Genomic DNA, 24001 nt, shown 5'->3' on the forward strand with positions numbered 1-24001 from the left:
TGACTGACGCCCCGTCGGCCCCGTCCGCGCGGGCACGGGATCGCCCGTGGCTAAACGGCTCACACCTCTCGTCACGTAATCTCCCCGATCCGTGCGACGGGCAAGCGGCATACGGGAAGTCAATGACATGTGCGCGACGAGATACTGGTGGCACCGGCCGGGGCACGGCGTGCGAGGATGGGACATCCGCGCACCGATGACGGGCGGGAACCCGTTCGTCGCAGAGGGTGCGGGGCATGTCGGGCGGTTGGCGGCGAAAGGACCGGAGCGTACGTGAGCGAGAATCAGAACCTGCTCGCGGAGCAGCGGCGCGCCCTGATCCTCGACGAGGTCCGGCGCCGGGGCGGGGTCCGGGTCAACGAGCTGACCCGCAAGCTCGGCGTGTCGGACATGACGGTCCGCCGTGACCTCGACGCGCTGGCCCGGCAGGGCGTGCTGGAGAAGGTGCACGGCGGAGCGGTCCCGGTGGTGGAGGCGAGTACGCACGAGCCCGGGTTCGAAGCCAAGTCCGGCCTGGAGCCGACCGCCAAGGAGGACATCGCGCGGGCGGCGGCCGAGCTGGTCTCCCCCGGCGCGGCGATCGCGCTCTCGGGCGGTACGACGACGTTCGCGCTGGCGCACCGGTTGACCGACGTTCCCGACCTCACGGTGGTCACCAACTCGGTGCGGGTGGCCGATGTGTTCCACGCGGCGCAGCGCACGTCGGGGACCCGGCAGGGCGCGGCCACGGTCGTCCTGACCGGCGGGGTGCGCACGCCGTCCGACTCGCTGGTGGGGCCGGTGGCCGACCAGGCGATCGCGGCGCTCCACTTCGACCTGCTGTTCCTCGGGGTGCACGGCATATCGGTGGAGGCGGGGCTGTCGACGCCGAACCTCGCGGAGGCGGAGACCAACCGGCGCCTGGTGCAGTCGGCCCGGCGGGTGGTCGTGGTCGCCGACCACACCAAGTGGGGCACGGTGGGGCTGAGTTCGTTCGCTTCGCTGGAGCAGGTCGACACCCTGGTGACGGACTCCGGACTGCCCGAGGGAGCACGCGCGAAGGTGTCCGAGCATCTGCGGCGGCTGGTGGTGGCGGGGGAGCCCGAGGCGTCCCCCCAGACCACGGACGGCTGACGGGCCCCGGCTCGTTCACCGTCGAGTCCGTTCTCCGTCGAGGAGGTCACGTCCATGGCTCGCCGTCTGCGCCCCGTGGGGCACGAGTTCGTCCGGGCCGCGCCCGTACGCCTGGTCTTCGAGCAGGAGATCGCCGCCGTGCCGGAGCGCGTGCACCGCGCGCTCGCGAAGGACGTGACCGGCTGGACGGAGTGGTTCGGGCCGGTCACGCCGGCCCGCCCGCTCGACGACGGCGCGGGGCGCGCGATCCGGCTCCGGGGCGGCGCCCGCTTCCGCGAGACGATCCTCGTGAGCGAGGAGCCCGAGGTGTACGCCTACCGCGTCGACGTGACGAACACGCCGGGCGCCCGCGCCCTGGCCGAGGAGTGGCGGCTCGCCCCGGCCGGGACGGGCACGCGGGTGCGGTGGACGTTCGCGGCCGACGGAACACCGCCCTTCCGCCTCCTGCTGAAGGCCGCCCGGCCGGGACTGGGGCGGACGTTCCGCTCCGCGGTGACCTCGCTGGACCGCCGGCTCGCGGGGTAGCCCTCAGTCGGGCCAGACGCCGGTCCGCAGCAGGGACTCGACCGCCGCCGTGTAGGGCGCGACGTCCAGGCCCTGTCCGGCCAGCCAGGCGTCCGAGTAGTACTTGTCCAGGTACCGGTCCCCGGAGTCGCACAGCAGCGTCACCAGGCTCCCCCGCCTGCCCTCCGCGACCATCTCCGCGGCGAGTTTCAGCGCGCTCCACAGCCCGGTGCCGGTGGAACCGCCCGCCTTGCGTCCGATGACCCGCTCCAGGACCCGCACCGCGGCGACACTGGCCGCGTCGGGCACCTTCATCATCCGGTCGATCGCGCCGGGCACGAAGCTCGGCTCCATGCGGGGCCGGCCGATGCCCTCGATGCGGGAGCCGCGGTCGCAGGCGGCGTCCGGATCGCCGGTGGTCCAGCCCTGGAAGAAGCACGAGTTCTCCGGGTCGGCGACACAGATGCGGGTGTCGTACTGCATGTAGTGGACGTAGCGCGCGAGGGTCGCCGAGGTGCCGCCGGTGCCGGCCGTGGCGACGATCCACGCGGGCTCGGGGAAACGCTCCAGCTCCAGCTGGCGGAAGATCGATTCGGCGATGTTGTTGTTGCCCCGCCAGTCCGTGGCCCGCTCCGCGTAGGTGAACTGGTCCATGTAGTGGCCGCCGGTCTCCGCCGCGAGGGCGGCGGACTCCTCGTACATCGTGCGGGGGTCGTCCACGAAGTGGCACCGGCCGCCGTGGAACTCGATCAGGCGGCACTTCTCGGCGCTCGTCGTGCGCGGCATGACGGCGATGAAGGGCACGCCGATCAGCTTCGCGAAGTACGCCTCCGACACGGCCGTGGAACCGCTGGACGCCTCGATCACCGGGCGGCCCGGACGGATCCAGCCATTGCAGAGCCCGTAGAGGAAGAGCGAACGGGCCAGCCGGTGCTTGAGGCTGCCGGTCGGGTGGGTCGACTCGTCCTTCAGGTAGAGGTCGACGCCCCAGCGCTCGGGCAGCGGAAAGCGCAGCAGGTGGGTGTCGGCCGAGCGGTTGGCGTCGGCCTGCACCCTGCGCACGGCCTCTTTCAGCCAGGACCGGTAGGAGGCGTCGCTGTGGTCGACGTCCAGGGTGGCGCCGGTCGGGGTCTGTCGGGGAGTGCTCACGGCGGGGCTCCTTACGCTGAGCGCCGACGACGTCCCGCGCGGCCGGCACCCCGATCATAGGCATCCTCCGCACCGCCTCCCACCTGCATAAACACTCCTTTGAGCCACTCAAAGGCACCCCTGGGGAGCGCAGGATGCGACAGGGGGGCGCATTGGCGCGAGTGCACCCCGAGTCCAGGGAACGGAGGTGCGCGCACTGGTGCTCGGCGGCGGGTGCGGGCAGACTGCACCGGCGTGAGCAGGCCCCCGCACGGGGGCACACTGGAGCTGGGCAGGAGCCGGCCCGTGGAGCACGGTCCGGCACACCGACGCGCACAAGGGGGCGGGCGGCATGGCGGAGCCGGAGTTCACGGCCACGGGCGTGCGGATCGGCAAGCGGCTGCGTTCGCTCACCCGGGCCGGCCAGGTCCGGATCAGCGAGGGCCGGCTGGAGTTGCTCACCAGCTACGGCAGCGAGATCGACAGCGCGCCGGTGCAGGCGGTACGGGCGTCCAGGCCCTGGTTCGCACCCGAGGACCGGGCGCTCGCGGACCTCAACGGCAAGCGGTACTCGCTGACCCTGGGCGACCACGACCCCGCGCCGGGCGAACCCGGCCCGCCGGCCGCCCGCCGCTTCATCGAGGCCGTACGCCGGGCGGCGGGGCGCGGCGCCTGAGATGTCCGTGACTTGCGTCACTTCACCTCGTACGCCACGCTGGTCTCACGTCACTCTGGGTTTACCGGCGATAACGCTGCGAACCAGCCCGCCGGCCACGACAGCAGGCGGCAGCGTCAGGCAGACGCCCTGCTGGATCCGTCTTCCGTGTTCTTCCGGACCTCACGTCGGGGAGTCGCAGCCGTGATCACTCACCCAAGCAGGCACTGCGCGGTGGAGCTCCAAGCCCTGCCGTCGCGGATCGGCCAGGTCCGCAGAATCGTATCTGCGCAGTTGCGCTACTGGCATATGGACTCATTGATAGACCGGGCCTCGCTCGGCGTCACGGAGTTGTTGTCCAACGTCCACCGGCACGCCCTGCCCGACAAGACGTGCACCGTCGAGATCGAGCTGCTGCTCGACCGGCTCAAGGTGTCGGTGCGCGACCACGATCCGCGCCTGCCGGTCATGGCGGACGCCGGCCCGCTCGCCACGTGCGGGCGCGGGCTGGCGATGGTCGCCGCGATGAGCGAGAGCTGGGGCGCGGTGCCGGACGGCGAGTCCGGCAAGATCGTGTGGTTCACCCTGCCGACACCGACCGCGCCCGCCGCGCCCGCCTGGGACCGGCAGCCGCGGATCACGGCCGGCGAGCCCGCCGACCACCGCTTCGCGGAGGTCGCCCTCGTGGAACGCACCACCGGGGACCACCACCGCGAACGGGCCCCGGCCCGCTCCACCGTCCCCGGCTGACACGGGCGGCCGGCGGGAGCCGGTGGCGAAACCCCCGGCCCCCTCCCGGCCTGCGGGTCCCCGGCAGCGGGCGCACCGCTGTCGGCCGAGCACCTCGGCAGTTCCAACGGCCGTATCCCGGCGGCTCGTTCCCGAGGGGACGTGACGCTCCGTCGCCCGGGACGGGGCGGGGCGGAGTGAGCGCCTCAGTCCGTCATCGCGCACCGTCCTCACCACGCCGGCCGAACCGCTCGTCCAGGACGGACAACCGCCGCCAGTACTCGTCCTCGTCGGCCTCGCCGGAGGCGAAGCGGTGGCCGAGCACCGCGATGGGCGAGGTGTCCTCCGCCGTGGTCCGTCCGGGGCCGGGTCCACGGCGTCCGCGCCACACCGTGCGGCGCAGCAGGACGATGCCGCCCCGACGACCAGGGCCCGGACCAGAGGGAGCAGCAGGATCCACGGACCGGGCCCGCCGTCACCGAAGTCCGCCGGGGTCCGCATGATCGTTCGACTCCTCGGATGCGCCGTCTCGTCGCTCCTTGTGCGACGTCTCCGGGAGTCGTCCCCCGAGGGGAGCCTGGGCGTCGTACGGCCGGCGGCACCGTGCCTACCCCGCGGAGAGCACGCGGAGGCGGGGCGGCTGCTTCCCTCCCTCCCGGCCGGGTGCGGCCCCCTCTGCCCCGCTCCGCGGGAACGGGCGTTCCGCCCGGCAGGGGAGGGGGACGCGCCCTCACGGGGAATCCCGGCCGGGCGCCGGTGGTCAGCCGGACTGGTCGCTGTCCTTCATCGCTCCCCAGCCGTGCCAGCGCTCGACCTCGAGCCGGCCGCTGACCCTCGCCCGCTCCCGGTCGGGGTATGGACCGCCGGTGTAGTGCCGGGAGAGGCGGTCGATGTCGGCCAGGTCCGCGTCGTCGTAGATCTCGGTCACCCGGCCGAGCAGGGTGACGTGGGTGTACCAGTCGTCGCCGGCCAGCACCGTGAGGCTGACGCGGGGGTCGCGGCGGACGTGCTTCAGACGCACCCGGCCCTCGTCGAAGTTGATCAGCGCGCGGCCGTCCTCCCACAGGTACCAGGTGGGGGTGGACACGGGCGTGCCGTCGGAGCGCAGCGTGGCCATGACGCACGGGTTGGGCTTGCGCAGCAGTTCCTGCGCCTCGGGGGGAAGCGGGGGCTTGGACACCAGGGGCTCCTTCGTGCCGGCGCTCGGCCGGTCAGGTGATGGGGTCGTCGTCGAAACTGGCGTAGTAGGCAGCGGCCATGTCCTCGTCGCCATGGCCCCGGGCGTCGGCCCGCTCGAACCGTTCGGCGCTCGCGGCGGCCACGTCCAGGCGGACCCCGTGCTGCTCGCCGGCCCGCACGATCAGTCTGGCGTCCTTCGCCGCGGTCGTCACGGCGAACTGGGCCGGGGACAGCCGCCCGTCGAGGATCATCCCGGCCTTGGCGCGCAGGTAGCCCATGTCGAGCGGCCCCCCGGCGATGAGGTCGAGGAAGCCGTCCGGTGCGACGTCGAGTGCCCTGGCCAGGGCCAGGGCCTCACCGGCGGCGGCGGTCGCGGCGAGCACCCAGCTGTTGGCGACCAGTTTCAGGCGGGTCGCACCGGCCGTGGCACCGTCCTCCCCCGCCCACACGGTGCGGGCGCCCACGGCGTCGAACACCGGGGTCACCCTGTCCCGGCCCTCGGCGGGGCCGGCCGCGAGCACGGTCAGCTGTCCGGCCTCGGCGGGCTGACGGGTGCCCAGGACCGGGGCGTCGTAGAAGAGCAGGCCGTGCTCGCGGGCGAAGCCGGCCAGTTCGGCGACGCCCTCGATGCCCGCGGTGGTGGACTGCGCCCAGACGGTCCCGCCGCGCAGGGCGGGGGCGGCCCGGCGCATCGTCTCCAGGGTGGCCGGGCCGTCGTACAGCATGGTCAGCACGGTGTCGGCGGACTCGACCGCCTCGGCGGGGGTGCCGGCGATGTGCGCGCCGTCGGCGGCGAGCGGTTCGGCCTTGGCGCGGGTGCGGTTCCAGGCCCGTACGGTGTGACCCGCGCGCAGGAGGTTGCGGGCCATCGCCGCGCCCATGATGCCGGTGCCCAGGACGCTGACGGTGAGCTTGTCGGTCATGAAGTCGGCTTTCTGTCCGTCTGCCGGTCGGAATGTCCCCGTGCTTCACACCAGTGCCCCGAGCGGATCGTCCAGTACCGGCTGCCACGCCAGTTCCGCCGCGCCGACCAGGCTGTTGTGGTCCAGGGTGCAGGGGAGGATGGGGACGCCGCCACTGCGGCCCCACAGACTGCGGTCGGCGACGACGGCGCGGAGCCGCTCCGGATCGGCCTCCAGCAGGGTGCGGTGCAGTCCGCCGAGGATGATCCGGTCCGGGTTGAGGATGTTCACCAGTCCGGCCAGGCCGAGTCCGAGGCGGTCGATGAGGGACTCGGTGGCGGTGCGCACGTCCGGGTCGTCGTACTGGCCGTGGATCAGGTCGTCGGCCTGCTTCAGCAGGGACATCTCGGGGCCCGGCGCCCGGCCCGCCGCGGTCAGGAGCGCCAGCGGGTCCGCCTCGACGTCGAGACAGCCGCGGCTGCCGCAGTGGCAGGGGCGTCCCTCGGGGTTGACGGCGAGATGGCCGACCTCCAGCGCGAGACCCGAACTGCCCGAGTGCAGACGGCCGTCGAGGACCAGCGCCCCGCCCACACCGCGGTGGCCGGTGGCCACGCACAGCAGGTCCCGGGAACCGCGTCCGGCGCCGTGCCGGTGTTCGGCGAGGGCGGCGAGGTTGACGTCGTTGGCCGCGAAGGCGGGTCCGTCCAGACCCGCCGCGCGCACCTGCTCGGCGAAGATCTCCCGCACCGGGGCGCCCGCGGGCCAGGCCAGGTGCAGGGGGTTCAGGGCGAGCCCTTCCGGTTCGGCCACCGCCGACGGCACGGCGAGCCCGGCGCCCACGCACCGCCGTCCGGTCTCCTCCAGCAGTTCGGCGCCGGCCGCGACGACGGAGCCGAGCACCTTCGCCGGGTCGGCGTCGACGACCTCGCAGCCGGGCGCCGTGGCGACGATGCGGCCGCCGAGCCCGACCAGGGCCGCCCGGAAACCGTCGGAGTGCACCTGCGCGGCGAGCGCCACGGGCCCGTCCTCGGCGACCGAGAGCCGGTGCGAGGGGCGTCCCTGCGAACCGGCCGCCGCGCCGGGCCGGGCGTCCACCCGGATCAGCCCGAGGGCCTCCAGTTCGGCGGCGACCGCACCGGCCGTCGCGCGGGTCACGCCCAGTTCCGCGGTGAGCACCGCGCGGGTCGGCGCGCGTCCGGTGTGCACGAGCTCCAGCGCGGGTCCGAGCGCGCCGCGCCCCCGGTCCAGCCGCGTCCTCGAGGTGGTTCCTTCCCCCGCCGGCCGGGGGTCCGCCTTCCCGCTCATGCACGCGAGTCTGTCATGATCCGCACTCGGAGGCGGACCGCAGACCACTGACCCGCAGCGTGATGTTCAGCCGGCCGGCCAGCCCCAACTCGGGCGGCGCCGTGCCCGCGTGCACCCGGGGAACGCCGTGGTACGCGAGCCGGGAGGGTCCGCCGAAGACGAACAGGTCGCCGCTGCGCAGCTGCACGTCCGTCCAGGGGCGGGTCCGGGCCGTGGTGTTGCCGAAGCGGAAGACGCAGGTGTCGCCGAGGCTCAGCGACACCACGGGCGCGTCCGCCTTCTCGTCGCCGTCGCGGTGCATGCCCATGCGGGCGTCGCCGCCGTAGAAGTTGACGAGCGCGATGTCGTACGCGGCACCGCGCGCGGCGTCCGCGCCCAGCGCCTCGGTCACCGCACGACGGCCCAGCTCGCCGAGCCACGCGGGGAACGGTTTCACCGGCGCGCCGTCGCCGTCGACCACGGTGCGGGCGTAGGCGTACGGATACCAGTGCCACCCGAGGCACACCTGCCGGGCGGTCATGGCGCCGCCGCCGGGTGTGCGGACCGTACGGAGTCCGGCGGGCGGCCTCGCCCAGTCCCGGCAGGCGTCCAGCAGATCCCGCTGCTCCCGCGCGTCCAGCCAGTCCGGCACGTGCACCGCGCCGGGAGCGATCTCGCCGCGTGTCCTGGGGAACAGCTCGGTGTCCATGCTCCCCATCCTGCCGGACGCGCCCTGAGCTGCGGCTGGGCTAGCCTGGTCGGACGATGAGCGACCGTATGACGACTGCGTGGGGCGAGCCGGTGCTGGCCCGGTTCCCCGAGGATCCGCGGGACAGGCTGCGTGCCTGGGACGCGTCCGACGAGTATCTCCTCAGGCATCTCGCCGGACGGCGGGTCCCGCCGTCCGGCACGGTCGTGGTCGTCGGCGACCGCTGGGGCGCGCTGGTCACGGCGCTCGCCGCGTACCGGCCGACGCAGATCACCGACTCCTGGCTCGGGCAGGAGGCGACCCGCGCGAACCTGGCGCGCAACGGCGTCGAGCCGGGCACGGTCCGGCTGCTCACCACGCAGGACCCCCCGCCGGGCCGGATCGACGTCCTGCTCGTCCGCGTGCCGAAGAGCCTGGCGCTGCTGGAGGACCAGCTGCTGCGGCTGGCGCCGGCGGTGCACGAGGACACGGTCGTCGTCGGCGCCGGCATGGTGAAGGAGATCCACACCTCGACGCTGGACCTCTTCGAGCGGATCCTCGGCCCGACCAGGACCTCGCTCGCCGAGAGGAAGGCGCGGCTGGTCTTCTGCACGCCCGACCCCGCGCGGGAGCGCCCCGCGAACCCCTGGCCGTACCGCTACACGCTGCCCGACGGCATCGGCCCGGTGTCGGGCGCGACGGTCGTCAACCACGCCGGCGTCTTCTGCGCCGACCGCCTCGACATCGGCACCCGGTTCTTCCTGAAGCACCTGCCCGCCGGCAAGGACGGCGGACGGGTGGTGGACCTGGGCTGCGGCAACGGTGTGGTCGGTACGGCGATGGCGCTGGCGGATCCGCGCGCCGAGGTGCTGTTCGTGGACGAGTCGTTCCAGGCGGTGGCGTCCGCGCAGGCCACGTACCGGGAGAACGACGTCTGCGGACAGGCCGAGTTCCGGGTCGGCGACGGCCTGTCGGGCGTGCCGGCCGGCAGTGTCGACCTCGTGCTGAACAACCCGCCCTTCCATTCCCACCAGGCGACCACCGACGCCACGGCCTGGCGCATGTTCACCGGCGCCCGGCGCACCCTGCGCCGGGGCGGTGAGCTGTGGGTGATCGGCAACCGCCACCTGGGGTACCACGTGAAGCTGCGACGGCTGTTCGGCAACGGCGAAGTGGTGGCGTCGGACCCGAAGTTCGTGGTCCTGAGGGCCGTGAAGCGCTGACTCAGGACGGCGCCGAGGCCGTGCCCAGCGCCTCGATGATCCCCGTCACCGCCCGTGCCATCGCCTCCCGGCCCGCCGTGAGGTAGCCGCGGGAGTCGACCGCCTCGGGGTGGACGGTGAGGAATTCCCTGATCGCTCCGGTCATGGCGATGTTCAGGGCGGTTCCCACGTTGACCTTGGCGATGCCGCCCGTGACCGCCGCGGCGAGTTCTCGGTCGGGGAGGCCGGAGCAGCCGTGCAGGACGAGGGGGACGTCCAGGGCGGCGGCCAGCCGTCGGAGGAGGGCGTGGTCGAGGGTGGCGGTGCGGGTGGTCATGGCGTGGGTGGTGCCGATGGCGACGGCCAGCGCGTCCACGCCGGAGTCCGCGACGAAGGCGCGGACCCGGTCGGGGTCGGTACGGGCGCCGGGGGCGTGGGCGTCCAGCGCGCCCTGCCCGTCCTTGCCGCCGATCTCACCCAGCTCCGCCTCGATCCAGAGCCCTTGGGCGTGCGCCCAGTCGACGGCGGCCCGGGTCGCGGCGAGGTTGTCGGCATAGGGCAGCCGGGCCGCGTCGTACATCACGGAGCCGAATCCGGCGTCCGGGGCCTGGCGCAGCAGGGCGTCGCTCCGGACGTGGTCGAGGTGCAGGGCGACGGGGACGGCGGCGCGTTCGGCGGCGGCCGCGGCGGCGCGGGCGAGCGGAAGCAGCCGGCCGCGGCGGAACCTGACGGCGTTCTCGCTGACCTGGAGGACGACGGGGGCGTTCGCCGTCTCGGCGCCGGCGATGACTGCCTCGACGTGCTCGAGGGTGATGATGTTGAACGAGGCGACCGCCGAGCGGCGGGCGGCGGCGCGGGTGACGAGCTCGCCGGTGGTGGTGAGGGGCACGGTCCGTCCTTTCCGACGGGTCAGGGCGCGAGGACGACCGAGCGGGTGAGGTGGCGGGGCCGGTCGGGGTCCAGGCCGCGGACCGCGGCGACGGCGACCGCGAGCCGCTGGACGCGGACGAGTTCGGCGAGCGGGTCGAGGGCGCCCTCGATCCACAGTCCGCCGGTGTCCCGCACCTGCCGGGCCAGCCCTTCCGGGGCGTCGCCGAGCATCCAGGTGGCGGTGCCGGAGGTGGTGACGCTGATGGGGCCGTGCCGGTACTCCATCGCGGGGTAGGACTCCGTCCAGGCGAGGGCCGCCTCGCGCATCTTCAGTGCGGCCTCGTCGGCCAGGCCGACGGTCCAGCCGCGGCCGAGGAAGGTGAACTGGGCGCTGTCCACCAGCCCTTCGGGCAGTGGATCGCGCAGGGCCGTGCGCCCGTCCTCGACGACCGCTTCGGTGTGCAGGCCCAGGTGGGCACGGAGCAGGGTGAGGGCCGTGGTGGCGAACCGGGTCTGGACGACGGAGCGTTCGTCCGCGTAGTCGAGGACGACCGTCTCGTCGGCGAGCGACATCACGGGGGCGGCCGGGTCGGCGGTGACCGCGGTGGTGCGCGTGCCGCCCCTCAGTCGGCCCAGCAGGTCGAGGACCTCGGTGGTGGTGCCGGAGCGGGTGAGGGCGACGACGTGGTCGTAGCCCCGGTGCCGCGGGAACTCGGAGGCGGCGAAGGCGTCGGTCTCGCCCCGGCCCGCGTCCTCGCGCAGGGCCGCGACCGCCCGCGCCATGAAGTACGACGTCCCGCAGCCGACCACCGCGACCCGCTCCCCCGGTGCCGGGAGGACCGGGGTCCGGGACGGGGCCTGCGCGGCGGCGCGGCTCCAGCACTCGGGCTGGCTGCCCAGTTCGTCCTCGACATGGGTCATGTCGCACCCCCGGAGGCTCGGTGATTGTTCCTGCAAGATTGGGCGAGGTTTCGAGCAGAATCAAGCATTCGGACGGAGATCAGGTGCGTTAGGGTCACCGGGGACCACGGAGACGGGAGGGCGGATGTCGCGGGACGCCCGCTGGAAGGCGCTGCTGGAGCTGCTCGTCGAGCGCGGCCGGCTGGACGTCGAGGAGGCGGCCGGAGAGCTGGCGGTGTCGGCCGCGACGATCCGGCGCGACTTCGACCGGCTCGCCGAACAGCAGATGCTGGTGCGCACCCGTGGCGGCGCGGTGGTGCACGGGGTCTCGTACGAGCTGCCGCTGCGCTACAAGGCCGCACGGCACGTCTCCGAGAAGCAGCGCGTCGCGCAGGCGGTGGCGGGTCTCGTCGCCCCGGGCGAGGCGGTCGGGCTGACCGGTGGCACGACCACCACGGAGGTGGCGCGGGCGCTGGCCGTACGCGGGGACCTCGCCTCGGGGGCACCCGCGCTGACCGTGGTGACGAACGCGCTGAACATCGCCAACGAGCTGGCCGTACGGCCCCAGTTCAAGATCGTGCTGACCGGCGGGGTGGCGCGGGCCCAGTCGTACGAGCTGGTCGGGCCGCTCGCGGGCGGGGTGCTGGGGCAGATCACCCTCGATGTGGCGGTGCTCGGTGTCGTCGCCTTCGACGCCGTGCACGGGGCGGCGGCCCATGACGAGGCGGAGGCGGCGGTCAACCGGCTGCTGTGCGAGCGGGCCGAGCGGGTGATCGTGGCCGCCGACTCCAGCAAACTGGGCCGGCGGGCGTTCGCCCGGATCTGCGCGGCCGAGCAGGTGGACACCCTGGTCACGGACACGGGCGCGGACCCGGAGACGGTGCGCCGCCTCGAGGAGGCGGGACTGCGGGTCGTGGTGGCCTGAGCCGGTCGGGCCGAAGCTGCCTAAGCTGGCGGGTGAGCACGGCGTGCCGGCCCAGGGAGGCTGCGATGGACGGGACGACCAAGGGACGGGACGGTTCCCGCGCGCGCCGGTACGTGCCGATCGCCGACCACGGGCTGGTCGGCGATCTGCGCAGCGTGGCGCTGGTGGGGACCGGGGGCACCATCGACTGGTACTGCTGCCCGTCCTTCGACTCACCGAGCGTGTTCGGCGCGATCCTGGACGCCGAGCGGGGCGGCTGCTTCGAGCTGGCGGCGGCCGCGCCGGCCCGCACCAAGCAGTTCTACTTCCCCGACACCAACGTTCTGATCACCCGGTTCTTCACCGAGGACGGGGTCGGCGAGGTGCAGGACTTCATGCCGGTCGGCGGCACGCCGGCCGAGGAGGCCCGGCACCGGCTGATCCGGCGGGTGCTGTGCGTGCGCGGCTCCGTGCCGTTCCGGGCGCTGGTGGCGCCGCGGTTCGGGTACGGCTCCCGGCCGCACACCGTGCGGCTGACCGGCGGCATCGCGGTCTTCGACTCGGGGGAACTGTCCCTGGCGCTCACCGCGACCGTCCCGGTGGAGACCGAAGGGGGCGACGTACGGGCCGAGTTCAAGCTGGCCGAGGGGGAGACGGCGGTGTTCGCCCTGGACCGGGTCGGCCCCGAGGCGCCCCCGGGTCTCTGCGAGTGCGGGGAGGCGGAGCGGCAGTTCGGCTCGACGGTGGCGTACTGGAGGCGATGGCTGTCCTCCTCGCGGTACCGGGGCCGCTGGCGGGAGATGGTGCACCGCTCCGCCCTCACCCTGAAGCTGCTCACCTACGCGCCGACCGGGGCGATCGTCGCGGCGCCGACGACCAGCCTGCCCGAGGAGCCCGGCGGGGAACGCAACTGGGACTACCGGTACGTGTGGGTGCGCGACGCGGCGTTCTGCGTGTACGCGCTGCTGCGGCTGGGCTTCACCGAGGAGGCCGAGGCGTTCATGGGATTCGTCTCCCGGCACATCAGTCCGGGCGACCACAAGGCCTCCGGCCCACTGCAGATCATGTACGGCATCGACGGCCGCACCGACCTCCCCGAGCGAGAACTCGCCCATCTGGAGGGCCACTGCGGCTCGGCGCCGGTCCGCGTCGGCAACGCGGCGGCCGACCAGCTGCAACTGGACGTCTACGGGGCGCTGATCGACTCCATCTACCTCTACGACAAGTGGGCCGAACCCGTCTCCAGCGAGCAGTGGGACCATGTGACGGCGCTGGTGGACTGGGTGTGCGCGCACTGGGACCAGCCCGACGAGGGGGTCTGGGAGACCCGCGGGGGGCGGAAGAACTTCCTGTACTCGCGCCTGATGTGCTGGGTGGCGATCGAGCGGGCCATCCGGATGGCCAACCGGCGCGGCCTGCCCGCCGATCTCCCCCACTGGCGGTCGAGCCGCGACACCATCTACCGGCGGATCATGGACCGCGGCTGGTGCGCGTCGCGCCGGGCCTTCGTGCAGCACGAGGACGGGGAGGTGCTGGACGCGGCGGTCCTGATGATGCCGCTGTCGAAGTTCATCGCGCCGACCGACCCGAAGTGGCTGTCGACGCTCGACTCCCTCACCGAGGACCTGGTGTCCGACTCGCTGGTCTACCGCTACGACCCGCTGGTGAGCCCCGACGGACTGCACGGCGCCGAGGGCACGTTCTCCATCTGCTCGTTCTGGTACGTCGAGGCGCTGACCCGCGCCGGGCGGCTCGACGAGGCGGCCCTCGCCTTCGAGAAGATGCTGACCTACGGCAACCATCTCGGCCTGTACGCCGAGGAGATCGGCCACACCGGTGAGCAACAGGGCAACTTCCCCCAGGCGTTCACCCACTTCGCCCTGATCAGCGCGGCGTTCAACCTGGATCGCGCCCTGGGCTGAGCGCGCTCAGTGCCCGTGGCCGCCGGAGTGCTCCGGCGCCGGCGGTTCCGCCTTCTCCGCCACCCCGGCGTGGACGGTGAACGCGGCGGTACGGACGACGCCGTCGTGCTTGAAGTCCAGGAACAGCCGGTAGCTGCCGCTGCTGGGCGCCGTGGCCGTGAAGGAGACCGCCGGGCCGGACCCGGTCCTCCCGTCGCCGGGTTCGCCGGCCGGGTGGACGTGCAGGTAGGCGAGGTCCCCGGCGCGCAGGGCGACCAGGTGGCCGTAGGCGCCGAGGTAGGGCTGGAGGTCGGTGACCGGCTCTCCCCCGCGCGAGACCGAGAGGCTCAGTTCGCTCGCCCGTCCGGGGCGCAGGGTCCCGGTCAGCTCGACCTCGTAGCCGTCGGTGCGGGCCGTGCCGCCGGCCCGCGGCAGTTCCTGCGGCCGGTAGGGGCCGGAGGCGGCGAGGTCCGCCCCGAGCGTGAGGTTGCGCGCGCCCTCGGCGGCCGGGGTGAAGTCGGCGAAGACCCGGTAGCCACCGGCGCGGGGCAGGTCGACGGGGGTGGTCCAGGTGCCGTCGGCGGTGCGGGTGGGGTGCAGGTGGCGGTAGGTGAGCAGGTCGCGCGAGGCGACGATGAGGTGGAGCTCCTTGTCGTGTTCGCGGCGGTACTCGGTGACCGCCCGGCCGTGGCCGTCCCGGACGGCGAAGCGCAGCTCGGTGCGGTGCCCGGCGGTGACGCGCGGGGTCCGCAGATCGAGCCGGTAGCCGCTCTCGGAGATCTGGAGCCCTCCTGCCGGCGGCGTGTCGTGCCCCGCGTGGCCGTCCGCCTCCGCCGAGGGCGGGGCGTGCCGCTCGTCGTGCGCCGGCGCCCGGTCCGCGACGACCGGACCGAGGCTCTCCCCGACGCCGTAGGCCGTGCCGAAGGTGGCGGCCAGGGCGGTGGCGAATGCGGTGATCTTCAGTCCGGTATTCATGACCGTCTCTCCTCGGAAAGGGGACCGACGGCTCGCCACGAGCCGCTCGATACAGCTCACGATACCCCTATGGGGTATGAAGTCAATTCATGGAGCCCTCGCGAGGCATACCCGCCGGGGGTACGTGCGGACCGCTTGCCCGGATACCCCCCGTATCCCTCACCCCTCTGTTCCAGGAGCACCCACGACCGTCCGTACAGCGGGCGCCGATGCCGCCGGGGCGGAACTCGCCATCGGCGGAACGATCTGCGCCTCGTGCGCCGCGCGGATCGGGAAGAAGCTCAACCGGACGGGGGGCACCGCCGGGGCGCTGCCGCGGGACAGGGCGGACGTCGTCGAGCGGCTCCGGGCGGGGGCCGCTCGGTCGCCGTGATCGGCGACGGGCCGACGACGCGGCGGCGCTCGCCCGGACCGGTCCGGGCCCGGTCACGGGCACCGCCGCGGACGCCGCGATCGAGGCCGGCGGCTCGCCCTCGCCCGCGGGGACCTGCGTGCCGCGGCGGACGCCGTCCGGTCCAGCCCGTCCCGGGCCTTCGCCCGCGACGTCGCCCTGCCGCTCGCCGCGGCCGGACTGCTCAACCCGATGCCGCCGGAGCGGCCATGGCCTCCTCCTCGGTCCTCGGGGTCGGCAACTCGCTGCGCCTGCGCGCTTTCCGGGCCGGCTGACCGGGGTGGGCGAGTCCGTGCGGATGGATCATGCGTACCGTGGGCACCTGGTGATTCGCCCACGATGACACCGCGGGAGAGACAGATGAGCGAGCCGCCCACCACCGACCAGGACGTCACCCGTCCGCTCACCAAGCCCGTACCACCCGCCGACGGACTGCGCAGGGTCGCCGCCGCGGTCCTCGGCGACCTCAGGGCGGTGGACGGCGCCCTGTACGCGGCGGTCGCCGCCACGCCGACGCCGACGCTCGACCGGGCGCTGCGCAGGCTGTCCCACACGGCCGACCACTCCAAGATCTCGTTCGCCATCGCCGGGGTCCTCGCGCTGAGCGGGGCACGGCCGCGGCGGGCGGCGCTGGCGGGGGTGGGGGCGGTCGCCGTGGCGTCGGCGTCGGCGAACCTGCTGGGAAAGCGGCTGGTGCGCAGGGCGCGGCCGGACCGGGAGGCCGCGCGGGTGACCGTGGACCGGCACGTGCCCATGCCGACGTCGGCGTCGTTCCCTTCGGGGCACACCGCGTCCGCGGTCGCGTTCGCCACGGCGGTCGGAACGGTGCTGCCCGCGGCGTCCGTGCCGCTGGGGGCTCTCGCGTGTGCGGTGGGGTACTCGCGGGTGCACACGGGTGTGCACTATCCGGGCGATGTGGCCGCCGGGGCGATCCTGGGCATCGCCAGTGCCGCCACCGCGCTGGCCGTGGGGGCGGCCCGTCTTCCGGCGTCGTACGCCCCGCGCCGGATGCGGGCCCTGCGCCGGCCGTGACCCGCGGACTCCGGTGACGGGGGCGGTGCGCCGTCCTTCGTCACCGGCGTCCGCGGGCTCGGCCCGAACGAGCGATGACCTGTCCGACGGCGGGGCAACGCCTCCCGCGCCGAGGACGGGTCGCCTCGCCGAAGGCACGGGGCGGGGCACGCACCACGTCCTCGCGGCCGTCCGCCGGGGCCGGCCCGTGGAGGCGACGGCCCGCCAAACTCCACGGCGACAAGGGCTACGACTACGACGACCTGTGTCGGTGGCTCCGCAAGCGGGGCATCCGGCACCGCATCGCCCGCAGGGGCGTCGAGTCCTCCACCCGGCTCGGCCGACACCGCTGGACCATCGAACGCACCGTGTCCTGACTGGCCGGCTGCCGCCGCCCGCACCGCCGCCACGAACGCAAGGCCGGACACTTCCTCGCCTTCACCGCCATCGCCCGCACCCTCATCTGCCACCGCAGACTCGCCAAATGAGACAACGTATAACCGTTCAGCATCACCGCCGGTGGCCCCGGCCAGGGCCTGCGCCCCTTCCGCGCCCCCGACGCTGCTGAGGACGACGAGGAAGAGGCCTGGCGTCCTGGGCGTATCCGGGGCGTCAGGCCGTTCGTTCGCTGCTTGCTACCGGGCCCTGGGGCCGGGGGCGGGCGGGGTGCGCGGTCGCAGGCGCTCTCCCTGCGGTCCGAACATGATCAGGTATTCGACCGGGCCGCCGGGGCCGGCGTTCGCGATCCCGTGGGGATTGCGGGTGTTGAACTCGACGACGTCCCCGGCGCTCAGGACGAGGTCCTGGTCGCCGAGCGCGAGCCATAGCCGCCCGTACAGGACGCACAGCCATTCCCAGCCGTCGTGGGAGACTTGCCGGGGCCGCGCGGGCGGCTCCTGGACGGTGGGTAGGACGTGTTTGTGGGCGTGCAGGCCCCCGACGTACCGGGTCAGCGGCAGCACCGTCTTGTCGTCGCCGAAACGCTGGAGCGCGGAGGTGCGGGGCTCGGCGGCGGGGGCGATGCCGGCCAGCTCGTCCAGGGAGGCGCCGTACTCCTTCGCCAACTGCAGCACCACTTCCAGAGTGGGCTTGCGCCGGCCGGTCTCGATCCGGGACAGCGTGCTCGGGGAGATGCCGGTCGCGCGGCTGACGCCGGTGAGCGTGGAGCCGCGGTGTTCACGCGCGGCCCGCAGCCGGGGGCCCATGGCCGCCAGCATGTCGGCCACGTCGTCGCCTGTCACCCGCTCTGCCCCCTTCCGGACGTGCCGCTCCACCACCCTGTCCTGCAAGTTTGCCAGAGCGGCAAGGATAATCGCGGTGGACGGTAGCTGCGCCGCATGATCGATGCGTACCTGCCTTCACCCGCGAACCGAGGAGAAGCCACCATGCAGCCCGAGTCGTCCGCCGCACTCCGCCACCGCACCGTCGAGGCCCCGGCCGGACGCCTTCACCTGGTCGAGCAGGGCACCGGCCCGCTGGTCCTGCTCGTGCACGGCTTCCCCGAGTCCTGGTACTCCTGGCGCCGCCAGCTCCCGGCCCTCGCCGCGGCCGGGTACCGGGCGGTGGCGATCGACGTGCGCGGCTATGGCCGCTCCTCCAAGCCTGCGGAGACCGACGCCTACCGGATGCTGGACCTGGTGGAGGACAACGTCGCCCTCGTGCACGCCCTCGGCGAGGAGAACGCGGTGGTCGTCGGCCACGACTGGGGCTCCAACATCGCCGCCACCTCCGCCCTGCTCCACCCCGAGGTCTTCCGGGCCGTCGCCCTGCTGAGCGTCCCGTACGCGCCACCCGGCGGCCCCCGCCCCACCGACGCCTTCGGCCAGATCGGCGGCCCCGAGCAGGAGTTCTACGTCTCCTACTTCCAGAAGCCCGGCCGCGCGGAGACGGAGATCGAGCCTGACGTGCGGGGCTGGCTCGCGGGCTTCTACGCCGCGCTGTCCGCCGACACCATGCCCGCCCAGGGCGAGCCCGACCCGCACTTCGTCGCCCACGGCGGCCGGCTGCGTGACCGTTTCCCCGCCGGCCTCCTCCCGGCCTGGCTGACCGAGGAGGAACTCGACGTCTACGCCGGAGAGTTCGAGCGCACCGGCCTGACCGGCGCCCTCAACCGCTACCGCAACATGGACCGAGACTGGGAAGATCTCGCCCCCCACCGCGGCGCCCCGATCAAGCAGCCGTCCCTGTTCATCGGCGGCGCCCTGGACGCCTCCACCACCTGGATGTCCGACGCCATCGACGCCTTCCCCACCACCCTCCCCGGCCTGACCGCCGCCCACCTCGTAGAGGGCTGCGGCCACTGGATCCAGCAGGAACGCCCCGAGGAGATCAACCGTCTGCTGACCGGCTGGCTCAACACCCTCACGGGCTGAACCGCCAGGCGCGGCCGGGGCTCGGGTGCACGGAGGGGTTCGGCCCGCGTGCCCAAGCGCGGCGGCTACGGCCGGGTGCTGCGTGATTCTCACAGACGACCAGTTGCGAGAGTTCTGCGAACAGCCCGGAGCCGCTCACGAATCCGCAGGTCGCCGTGCGCAGAACCCCTCGCAGAACCAGCATGCTGTGCGAGACGGCTCCGACAGACTGCGCGGGTGGACCTGACCGAAGGGCCCGACTGGTGCGGAGGTCGTTCCTGGACCCTGACGGCCCGGGCCCGACGGCGCCTGCTCCGCCGGGTCCGGACCCGAGGTGCGGAGCTGCACGCGGCTTCTGCGGCGCGTCCGGCTCGGCCGGACCTTGATGGTGGCGCCCTGCTCCTGCCGCTCCCGACTTCGTGACGACGTGGTCGCCATGCCAGCCGTGGACCGCAGGTGACCACCGTCATCGTCCGGCATGCGCACAGTCGCTCACGGACTGTCGCCGATTTTGTGCGAACGGCGCTCCGTCTTCGACCGTCCGGTCCGGCTACCGTCTCGGCCCCGCCAGGGCGTAGGCCGTGGTGCCGGCGACCGTGAGGACGAGGGCCGTCCAGGTGCCCGCCGCCGTGCCGGGCGGTAGCAGCATCCAGGTCGCCACCTGCATCGGCATACTGGTGGCGGGCGGGGCGAAGAACGAGAAAGCGAGCCAGGCGAACGGCAGCGTCCACCCGAACTGCCCGCCCGAGAGTGCCGCGCCCAGGGCGGCCAGCCCCATCAGGCCCGCGCTGTCCCGGACGATGAACGCGGTCGTGGCCATGTCCTCGCCCACCGCTTGCACGGCCAGCAGCACCGTGGCGATGATCCCGCTGCTGAGCAGTACGTGCGCCGCTCTGCGGGGTGCCCAGCGGATCGCGGCCGTCCGGTCCAGCGCGAGGTCCTGCCCGCTGAGCCCGGCCGAGACCGCCATCGCCGCTGCGGCGAGGACGAGCACGGGCGGCCGTGGGTCCCACGGCTCTCCGCCGCCGTCCCGGGCGAGCGCCCACACCGTCACCGCGCTGATCACCACTGCGGCGAGCGACGCGGGCACCTGCCGGGAGCGTGCGTACAGCATCAGCCACCTCACCGGGACGCACCGCCCTTCAGCGCGTCGAACGCGTCCCCCCTGCAGGAGAACGCGGCGGCGCGCATTGCGTTGATCCGCGCGCGCTGCCCGTCCAGCGGAAGCGCCTTGAGCTCTCTCCACACCGGGCGGGCCTTGGCGTCGGCCTCGCGGCGCAGGCTTGCCGACCCTGCGCCGGGAAGCGACTTGAGGTCCCCGAGGACCCAGCCCACCGCGACGGTCCGCGCGAACTCGTCCTCTCCGAAGCCGCTCCAGCCGACGGGATCACACCCCGGCACCATGCCCTTGGCGATCAGGGCCCAGGTCAGCTCCTCGCCCTCCGCGGCGGCGATGATGTCCTCGTCGAAGTCGAAGAGCACGCTCTTCCGGGACCACCGCGGCGTGGAGCCGTCCGGCAGTACGGCGGTGTTCTCCCGGATCGAGACCGGTGCATGGTCGCCCAGGGCTTCGTGCAGCAGGCGCAGCGCCTCCTTGCCGGGCCCCGCCAATCCGGCGAGCCGTCCCTGGTGCGTCTTCGTCACGCACACCGGGCCGTCGCACACCGGCTCCGCGGCGGCCTCGTCGACGACGTACATCCGGCGCGGGTCGGAGGGGAGGACGAGCAGGGCGATCACCGCGCCTGCCAACAGTGGCGTCAGGGCGATCAGCCGGGTGCGCGAGGTGGTGGCGGCCAGCAGTCCGAAGCCGGTCGCGGCCAGGCCCAGCAGCCAGATCGTCTGTCCGACGTGCACGGACGCGGAGAGCGTGACCAGTACGTCCCGCACCTCCTGCACCGCCGGGGACAGCAGCGAGACCCGGTTGGGTTCCGTGACCGGGACGCCCGAGGCCGTGTACGTCTGCGTCCGGCCCAACGACATGTGCATCAGAGCCGAGAACGCGAAGGCGCCCATGGCCAGCGCGGGAGGGGTGAGCGCGGACGGCAGGGCGCGACCGGCCCCCATGCCCAGCGTCGCTCCCGCGGCGAGAGAGAGGGCTCCCACCAGCGCGATCGGCAGCCACCCGAGGTGTGTGTACTCGCTATGGGCGAGCACCTGGACCGCGCCGACGAGGACGAGGAGCGCGAAGGCCGACGCCAGTGCGACGGCCGTCATGCCGGCCATCGTGGCTGCCCGGTGCCAGGCGGGCCGCGGCGTGCTCGTCAGCAGCTCGGACATCTTCGAGCGGTGGTCGCGCAGACCCTGCAGCGCGCCGAGTCCCACGGCCAGCGGCCACAGGTAGAACAGCAGGCCGCGGGTGGTCAGGGCCAGGGACGTCCACTGGGCCGTCCACGCCGTGCTGCCCCTCCACCACGCGCCGTCCACCAGGTACAGGAACGCCAGCGCGCTCGTCAGGACCAGGGCGCCGGCCCAGAGGGCGACGGAGCGCTTCAGCTCGGTGCGCAGGACGCGTGCGTTCACCAGGCGCCCCTTCCCCGCTCGGGGCCCTGGAGCAGGGCCGAGTAGCCGCGCTCCAGCGGGCTGTCGCCCACGTGCTCGGGACCACCCGCGGCGGCCAGCTCGCCCGGGGTGCCCTGGAAGACCAGTCGGCCCTCGGCGAAGAGCACCACGTCGGTGCAAGCGGCGGCCACGTCCTCCACCAGGTGGGTGGAGACGAGCACACAGGTGTCCGTGCCCAGCTCCTGCAACAGCTCGCGGAAACGCAGCCGCTGCGCCGGGTCCAGACCGACCGTCGGCTCGTCCAGCAGCAGGATCGACGGGTCGTTGACGATGGCCTGGGCGATGCCGACCCGCCGCACCATGCCGCCCGACAGGGCCTTCATCCGCTCGTCGGCACGGTCCGCCAGACCCACCCGCTCCACGGCGCGTTGCACCGCTGCGGGGATCTCCGCCTTGGGTACTTCCTTCAGCCACGCCATGTACTCGACGAACTCGCGCACGGTGAACCGTTTGTAGTAACCGAACTCCTGCGGCAGGTAGCCGATCCGGCGGCGCAGCGCACGGTGCTCACCCATGCCGCCCACGGACTCGCCGAGCAGTTCCAGGGTGCCCCCGGCGGGGCGCAGTACGGTGGCCAGCGCCCGGATGAGGGTGGTCTTGCCCGCCCCGTTGGGGCCGAGCAGGCCGTGTACACCGGTGCCCAGTGACAGGTCGAGGCCGTCGACGGCCATCCGCTTCCTGCCGGCCCTCACCTTCAGCCCTGTGGTCTGAATCTGCCAGGCGTAGGTCGTCGGCACGAGGTCAGCCGCGTTCATCGCGGGCATCATGCACGTCCTTTCCGATGTCTTTTCCGGTGGCTGGTGGTCGTCGTTTCCGGCTGGCCTTCCGGCCGTCAACGGTGGGCTCCGAGCACGGAGTACGCACCCCTGCGGACGACCAGGACACCGATGCCGAGCACGAGGACCAGCGCCCACACGGGCAGACCGCCCGTCCGCAGAGCGAAGGTCGTGCGGCCGGCGGCCAGCGTCGGCGCCACGATGACGGCGGCCCACACAGCGACCAGCGCGACGGCAGCGCGGGTCACACCGATGACACCGCCGAGCGCCAGGGCCGTCGAGGTGAAGGCCAGACAGGGCAGCAGCCATTGCGCGGCCGTCGTCCCCGCGTCCCCCGCCACACAGCCGCCCACGAGCAACGCGGGAATGACCACGGCGAGCACGGACGCGGTGCGTCGCAGCACCAAGTACAGCCCCGCCCTCGGTACGGAGGCCGTCAGCTCGTACGCCGGGTCGAGGCCGCGCGACCAGGATGCCGCGACGCCGAGCACGGGCAGGACCGGGGCGAGCAGCAGGACCAGGGACACCTCGTCGGAGCCGGTGCCGGTCAGGTCGAGCAGGAGCGCGAGCGGTGTCACGCTCATGACCATGGCCAGCCACGGCACCATCGTGGGCGTCAGCCACCTCGCCAGTCGCGTCGACCGGCGCCGCCGGCGCGGCATCGTGGTCGCGGCGGCCAGTTGGGGTCCGAGGCCGGACCACACGCTGTCGATCAGCGTCGCCACGGCCGGTGTCCGCGTCGCCACGGCGGCCGACAGCCGGTCCCGGCACACCCGGCACGTCTCCAGGTGGGCCTCCAGGGCCCACACCTCGTCGGCGGCGAGGTTCATGTCGCCGCGCGCGTATCCGTCGATGAGCCGCATCGACGCGTGTTCCACGCTCATGCCAGCGCCTTCCGCATCGCGATCCGGGCCCGACGGGCACGGGTCTTGACCGTGCCCTCGGGCACCCCGAGCAGGACCGAGGTCTCCCGGACGGTCAGCCCGTCGAGCACCATGGCCTGCAGAACCTGTCTGAGCTCCGGCGCGAGGCGCCGCAGCGCGTCCCCGACGTCACCCCCGACACTCGCCGCGAGCGCCTCCTCCTCGGCAGCGGGCGCCAGGGGCCGCGAGGCGGCCGCGGGCGGCGGCTCCGCGTGGTGGGCCCTGCGCCGGAACGCATCGACGAGCCTGCGCGCTGCGATCGTCCACAGCCAGCCCACGGCCGTCCCCCCGACCGCGGCCCCGGCGAACGCATCCGCCGCGCGCCACACCGCCAGATACGTCTCCTGCATCACCTCGGCGACGATCTGCTCGTCAGCACAGCGCCGCCGCAGCCGCACCGCCAACCACGGCGACGTACGCCGGTACAGCTCCTCGAACGCGGCACGGTCACCCTTGGCCACCAGCCGAACGAGACCTTCCTCGTCCAGCTCGCCCCATGCCTTTCTGGCTGATCTCACACCCGCAAGACGTCGCACACGGTCGGCAGGTTTTACATCCCTTGTGACTCCCGCCACATGTGAAGCGTGATGGAAGCCTGGACCGGAGGCAGTAGTTCATGCACGACCGGCGGCCGTTACGTCCATCCGAGACTGACGAACGGCAAGGCCGGACGGCATCCGATCCGCAACCTGATCCCGGCGGGCAGAAGGCTCTGGCTGACGGCAACGAGCTGCCTCCCCGACCGGAGGCCGGCACCGGCGCGAAGGCGGTGAAAGACGGGTTCGGTCCGCACGGCGTCGCGGTGACGGACATGATCCCGCCTTCAGAGGCCGCAAGCACCTCACCGACTGGCAGGTCGAGGTCACCCACGCCATCGAGGAGACCAGCCTCAGCTTCAACCTCGACGCTGTCCTCGCACGGCCGATCAGAATCAGCGAGGTCCGCCTCTTCGAGATCGACAACGGCACCATGTCCTGAGCCCGCCTCGCAGTGAGGTCCGGGACTGCGAGCGCTACGCCGGGCACCGCGTCCGGGAAGGCGCCCGCGGCACGATCG

The 24001-nt window shown here is 73.4% G+C and carries 23 protein-coding genes and 3 pseudogenes; 11 read left to right on the forward strand and 15 right to left on the reverse strand.

Annotated features, from left to right (window positions below; translation table 11 throughout):
• The first annotated feature begins 273 nt into the window (after positions 1–273).
• Together ACZ8ZB_RS04245 and ACZ8ZB_RS04250 are read left to right on the forward strand one after the other, a co-directional pair.
• Positions 274–1113, forward strand: a complete 840-nt coding sequence (locus tag ACZ8ZB_RS04245; protein ID WP_470736376.1) for a DeoR/GlpR family DNA-binding transcription regulator — start codon at positions 274–276, stop codon at positions 1111–1113.
• A gap of 54 nt (positions 1114–1167) precedes the next feature.
• Entirely contained in the window at positions 1168–1638 is a 471-nt protein-coding gene (locus tag ACZ8ZB_RS04250) for an SRPBCC family protein (RefSeq protein ID WP_470736377.1), read from the forward strand.
• 3 nt (positions 1639–1641) lie between these two features.
• On the opposite strand, the gene cds1 is transcribed toward ACZ8ZB_RS04250, so the two are convergent.
• Positions 1642–2766: an L-cysteine desulfhydrase Cds1 gene (cds1, locus tag ACZ8ZB_RS04255; RefSeq protein ID WP_470736378.1), complete on the reverse strand. Its 1125-nt coding sequence runs from the start codon at positions 2764–2766 to the stop codon at positions 1642–1644.
• Positions 2767–3097: 331 nt separating this feature from the next.
• Here cds1 and ACZ8ZB_RS04260 point away from each other — a divergent pair, with 331 nt between their 5' ends.
• Both ACZ8ZB_RS04260 and ACZ8ZB_RS04265 read left to right on the forward strand, forming a co-directional pair.
• The gene (locus ACZ8ZB_RS04260) at positions 3098–3421 is read left to right on the forward strand and encodes a hypothetical protein (protein WP_470736379.1); all 324 of its coding nucleotides are present in this window, start codon (positions 3098–3100) and stop codon (positions 3419–3421) included.
• Positions 3422–3604: 183 nt separating this feature from the next.
• Positions 3605–4150, forward strand: a complete 546-nt coding sequence (locus ACZ8ZB_RS04265; protein ID WP_470736380.1) for an ATP-binding protein — start codon at positions 3605–3607, stop codon at positions 4148–4150.
• Between the two features lie 193 nt (positions 4151–4343).
• Here the strand turns inward: ACZ8ZB_RS04265 and ACZ8ZB_RS04270 are convergent.
• From ACZ8ZB_RS04270 to ACZ8ZB_RS04290, 5 genes and pseudogenes are all read right to left on the reverse strand, one after another.
• A pseudogene (locus ACZ8ZB_RS04270) lies at positions 4344–4630 on the reverse strand (SHOCT domain-containing protein).
• A gap of 259 nt (positions 4631–4889) precedes the next feature.
• Positions 4890–5309 carry a PPOX class F420-dependent oxidoreductase gene (locus tag ACZ8ZB_RS04275; RefSeq protein WP_470736381.1) on the reverse strand — a complete coding sequence of 140 codons (420 nt, stop codon included), beginning with the start codon at positions 5307–5309 and terminating at the stop codon, positions 4890–4892.
• A 31-nt stretch (positions 5310–5340) separates the two neighbouring features.
• A complete protein-coding gene (locus tag ACZ8ZB_RS04280) occupies positions 5341–6231 on the reverse strand; it encodes an NAD(P)-dependent oxidoreductase (protein ID WP_470736382.1) in 891 nt (296 codons plus the stop codon).
• A gap of 45 nt (positions 6232–6276) precedes the next feature.
• Entirely contained in the window at positions 6277–7515 is a 1239-nt protein-coding gene (locus ACZ8ZB_RS04285; RefSeq protein ID WP_470736383.1) for an ROK family protein, read from the reverse strand.
• 13 nt (positions 7516–7528) lie between these two features.
• Positions 7529–8203, reverse strand: a complete 675-nt coding sequence (locus ACZ8ZB_RS04290; protein WP_470736384.1) for an alpha-ketoglutarate-dependent dioxygenase AlkB family protein — start codon at positions 8201–8203, stop codon at positions 7529–7531.
• Positions 8204–8271: 68 nt separating this feature from the next.
• Here ACZ8ZB_RS04290 and ACZ8ZB_RS04295 point away from each other — a divergent pair, with 68 nt between their 5' ends.
• Positions 8272–9405 carry a methyltransferase gene (locus ACZ8ZB_RS04295; protein ID WP_470736385.1) on the forward strand — a complete coding sequence of 378 codons (1134 nt, stop codon included), beginning with the start codon at positions 8272–8274 and terminating at the stop codon, positions 9403–9405.
• Between the two features lies 1 nt (position 9406).
• Here ACZ8ZB_RS04295 and ACZ8ZB_RS04300 read toward each other — a convergent pair whose 3' ends face one another.
• Both ACZ8ZB_RS04300 and ACZ8ZB_RS04305 read right to left on the reverse strand, forming a co-directional pair.
• Positions 9407–10273, reverse strand: a complete 867-nt coding sequence (locus ACZ8ZB_RS04300) for a class II fructose-bisphosphate aldolase (RefSeq protein ID WP_470736386.1) — start codon at positions 10271–10273, stop codon at positions 9407–9409.
• A gap of 20 nt (positions 10274–10293) precedes the next feature.
• Positions 10294–11175 carry an SIS domain-containing protein gene (locus ACZ8ZB_RS04305; protein ID WP_470736387.1) on the reverse strand — a complete coding sequence of 294 codons (882 nt, stop codon included), beginning with the start codon at positions 11173–11175 and terminating at the stop codon, positions 10294–10296.
• 124 nt (positions 11176–11299) lie between these two features.
• Between ACZ8ZB_RS04305 and ACZ8ZB_RS04310 the strand changes: the two genes are divergently transcribed.
• Positions 11300–12079 carry a DeoR/GlpR family DNA-binding transcription regulator gene (locus ACZ8ZB_RS04310; RefSeq protein ID WP_470736388.1) on the forward strand — a complete coding sequence of 260 codons (780 nt, stop codon included), beginning with the start codon at positions 11300–11302 and terminating at the stop codon, positions 12077–12079.
• Between the two features lie 65 nt (positions 12080–12144).
• Positions 12145–13980: a glycoside hydrolase family 15 protein gene (locus tag ACZ8ZB_RS04315; protein ID WP_470736389.1), complete on the forward strand. Its 1836-nt coding sequence runs from the start codon at positions 12145–12147 to the stop codon at positions 13978–13980.
• A 6-nt stretch (positions 13981–13986) separates the two neighbouring features.
• On the opposite strand, the gene ACZ8ZB_RS04320 is transcribed toward ACZ8ZB_RS04315, so the two are convergent.
• A complete protein-coding gene (locus ACZ8ZB_RS04320; RefSeq protein WP_470736390.1) occupies positions 13987–14934 on the reverse strand; it encodes a hypothetical protein in 948 nt (315 codons plus the stop codon).
• Positions 14935–15235: 301 nt separating this feature from the next.
• Here ACZ8ZB_RS04320 and ACZ8ZB_RS04325 point away from each other — a divergent pair.
• The 3 genes and pseudogenes from ACZ8ZB_RS04325 to ACZ8ZB_RS04335 form a co-directional block, all read left to right on the forward strand.
• Positions 15236–15600: pseudogene (locus tag ACZ8ZB_RS04325) on the forward strand (heavy metal translocating P-type ATPase); the annotation flags it as partial.
• A gap of 85 nt (positions 15601–15685) precedes the next feature.
• Positions 15686–16357 carry a phosphatase PAP2 family protein gene (locus tag ACZ8ZB_RS04330; RefSeq protein WP_470736391.1) on the forward strand — a complete coding sequence of 224 codons (672 nt, stop codon included), beginning with the start codon at positions 15686–15688 and terminating at the stop codon, positions 16355–16357.
• A 179-nt stretch (positions 16358–16536) separates the two neighbouring features.
• Positions 16537–16824, forward strand: a pseudogene (locus ACZ8ZB_RS04335) (transposase); the annotation flags it as partial.
• Positions 16825–16971: 147 nt separating this feature from the next.
• Here ACZ8ZB_RS04335 and ACZ8ZB_RS04340 read toward each other — a convergent pair.
• Entirely contained in the window at positions 16972–17577 is a 606-nt protein-coding gene (locus tag ACZ8ZB_RS04340; RefSeq protein WP_470736392.1) for a helix-turn-helix domain-containing protein, read from the reverse strand.
• 144 nt (positions 17578–17721) lie between these two features.
• On the opposite strand from ACZ8ZB_RS04340, the gene ACZ8ZB_RS04345 reads away from it, so the two are divergent.
• The gene (locus tag ACZ8ZB_RS04345) at positions 17722–18708 is read left to right on the forward strand and encodes an alpha/beta fold hydrolase (RefSeq protein ID WP_470736393.1); all 987 of its coding nucleotides are present in this window, start codon (positions 17722–17724) and stop codon (positions 18706–18708) included.
• 529 nt (positions 18709–19237) lie between these two features.
• Here ACZ8ZB_RS04345 and ACZ8ZB_RS04350 read toward each other — a convergent pair.
• The 5 genes from ACZ8ZB_RS04350 to ACZ8ZB_RS04370 all read right to left on the reverse strand — a co-directional run bounded on the left by ACZ8ZB_RS04350 (position 19238) and on the right by ACZ8ZB_RS04370 (position 23463).
• Entirely contained in the window at positions 19238–19813 is a 576-nt protein-coding gene (locus ACZ8ZB_RS04350; protein WP_470736394.1) for a hypothetical protein, read from the reverse strand.
• Positions 19810–21207, reverse strand: a complete 1398-nt coding sequence (locus tag ACZ8ZB_RS04355) for a hypothetical protein (RefSeq protein WP_470736395.1) — start codon at positions 21205–21207, stop codon at positions 19810–19812. Before ACZ8ZB_RS04355 ends, ACZ8ZB_RS04350 begins: the two co-directional genes overlap by 4 nt.
• On the reverse strand, positions 21204–22013 hold the full coding sequence (locus ACZ8ZB_RS04360) for an ABC transporter ATP-binding protein (protein WP_470736396.1): 810 nt from the start codon (positions 22011–22013) through the stop codon (positions 21204–21206). The genes ACZ8ZB_RS04355 and ACZ8ZB_RS04360 overlap by 4 nt, the downstream gene beginning before the upstream one ends.
• 65 nt (positions 22014–22078) lie before the next feature.
• On the reverse strand, positions 22079–22906 hold the full coding sequence (locus ACZ8ZB_RS04365) for a zf-HC2 domain-containing protein (RefSeq protein ID WP_470736397.1): 828 nt from the start codon (positions 22904–22906) through the stop codon (positions 22079–22081).
• A complete protein-coding gene (locus ACZ8ZB_RS04370) occupies positions 22903–23463 on the reverse strand; it encodes an RNA polymerase sigma factor (protein WP_470736398.1) in 561 nt (186 codons plus the stop codon). The genes ACZ8ZB_RS04365 and ACZ8ZB_RS04370 overlap by 4 nt, the downstream gene beginning before the upstream one ends.
• Positions 23464–24001 lie beyond the last annotated feature (538 nt).

Source organism: Streptomyces sp. 12E (assembly GCF_055633275.1).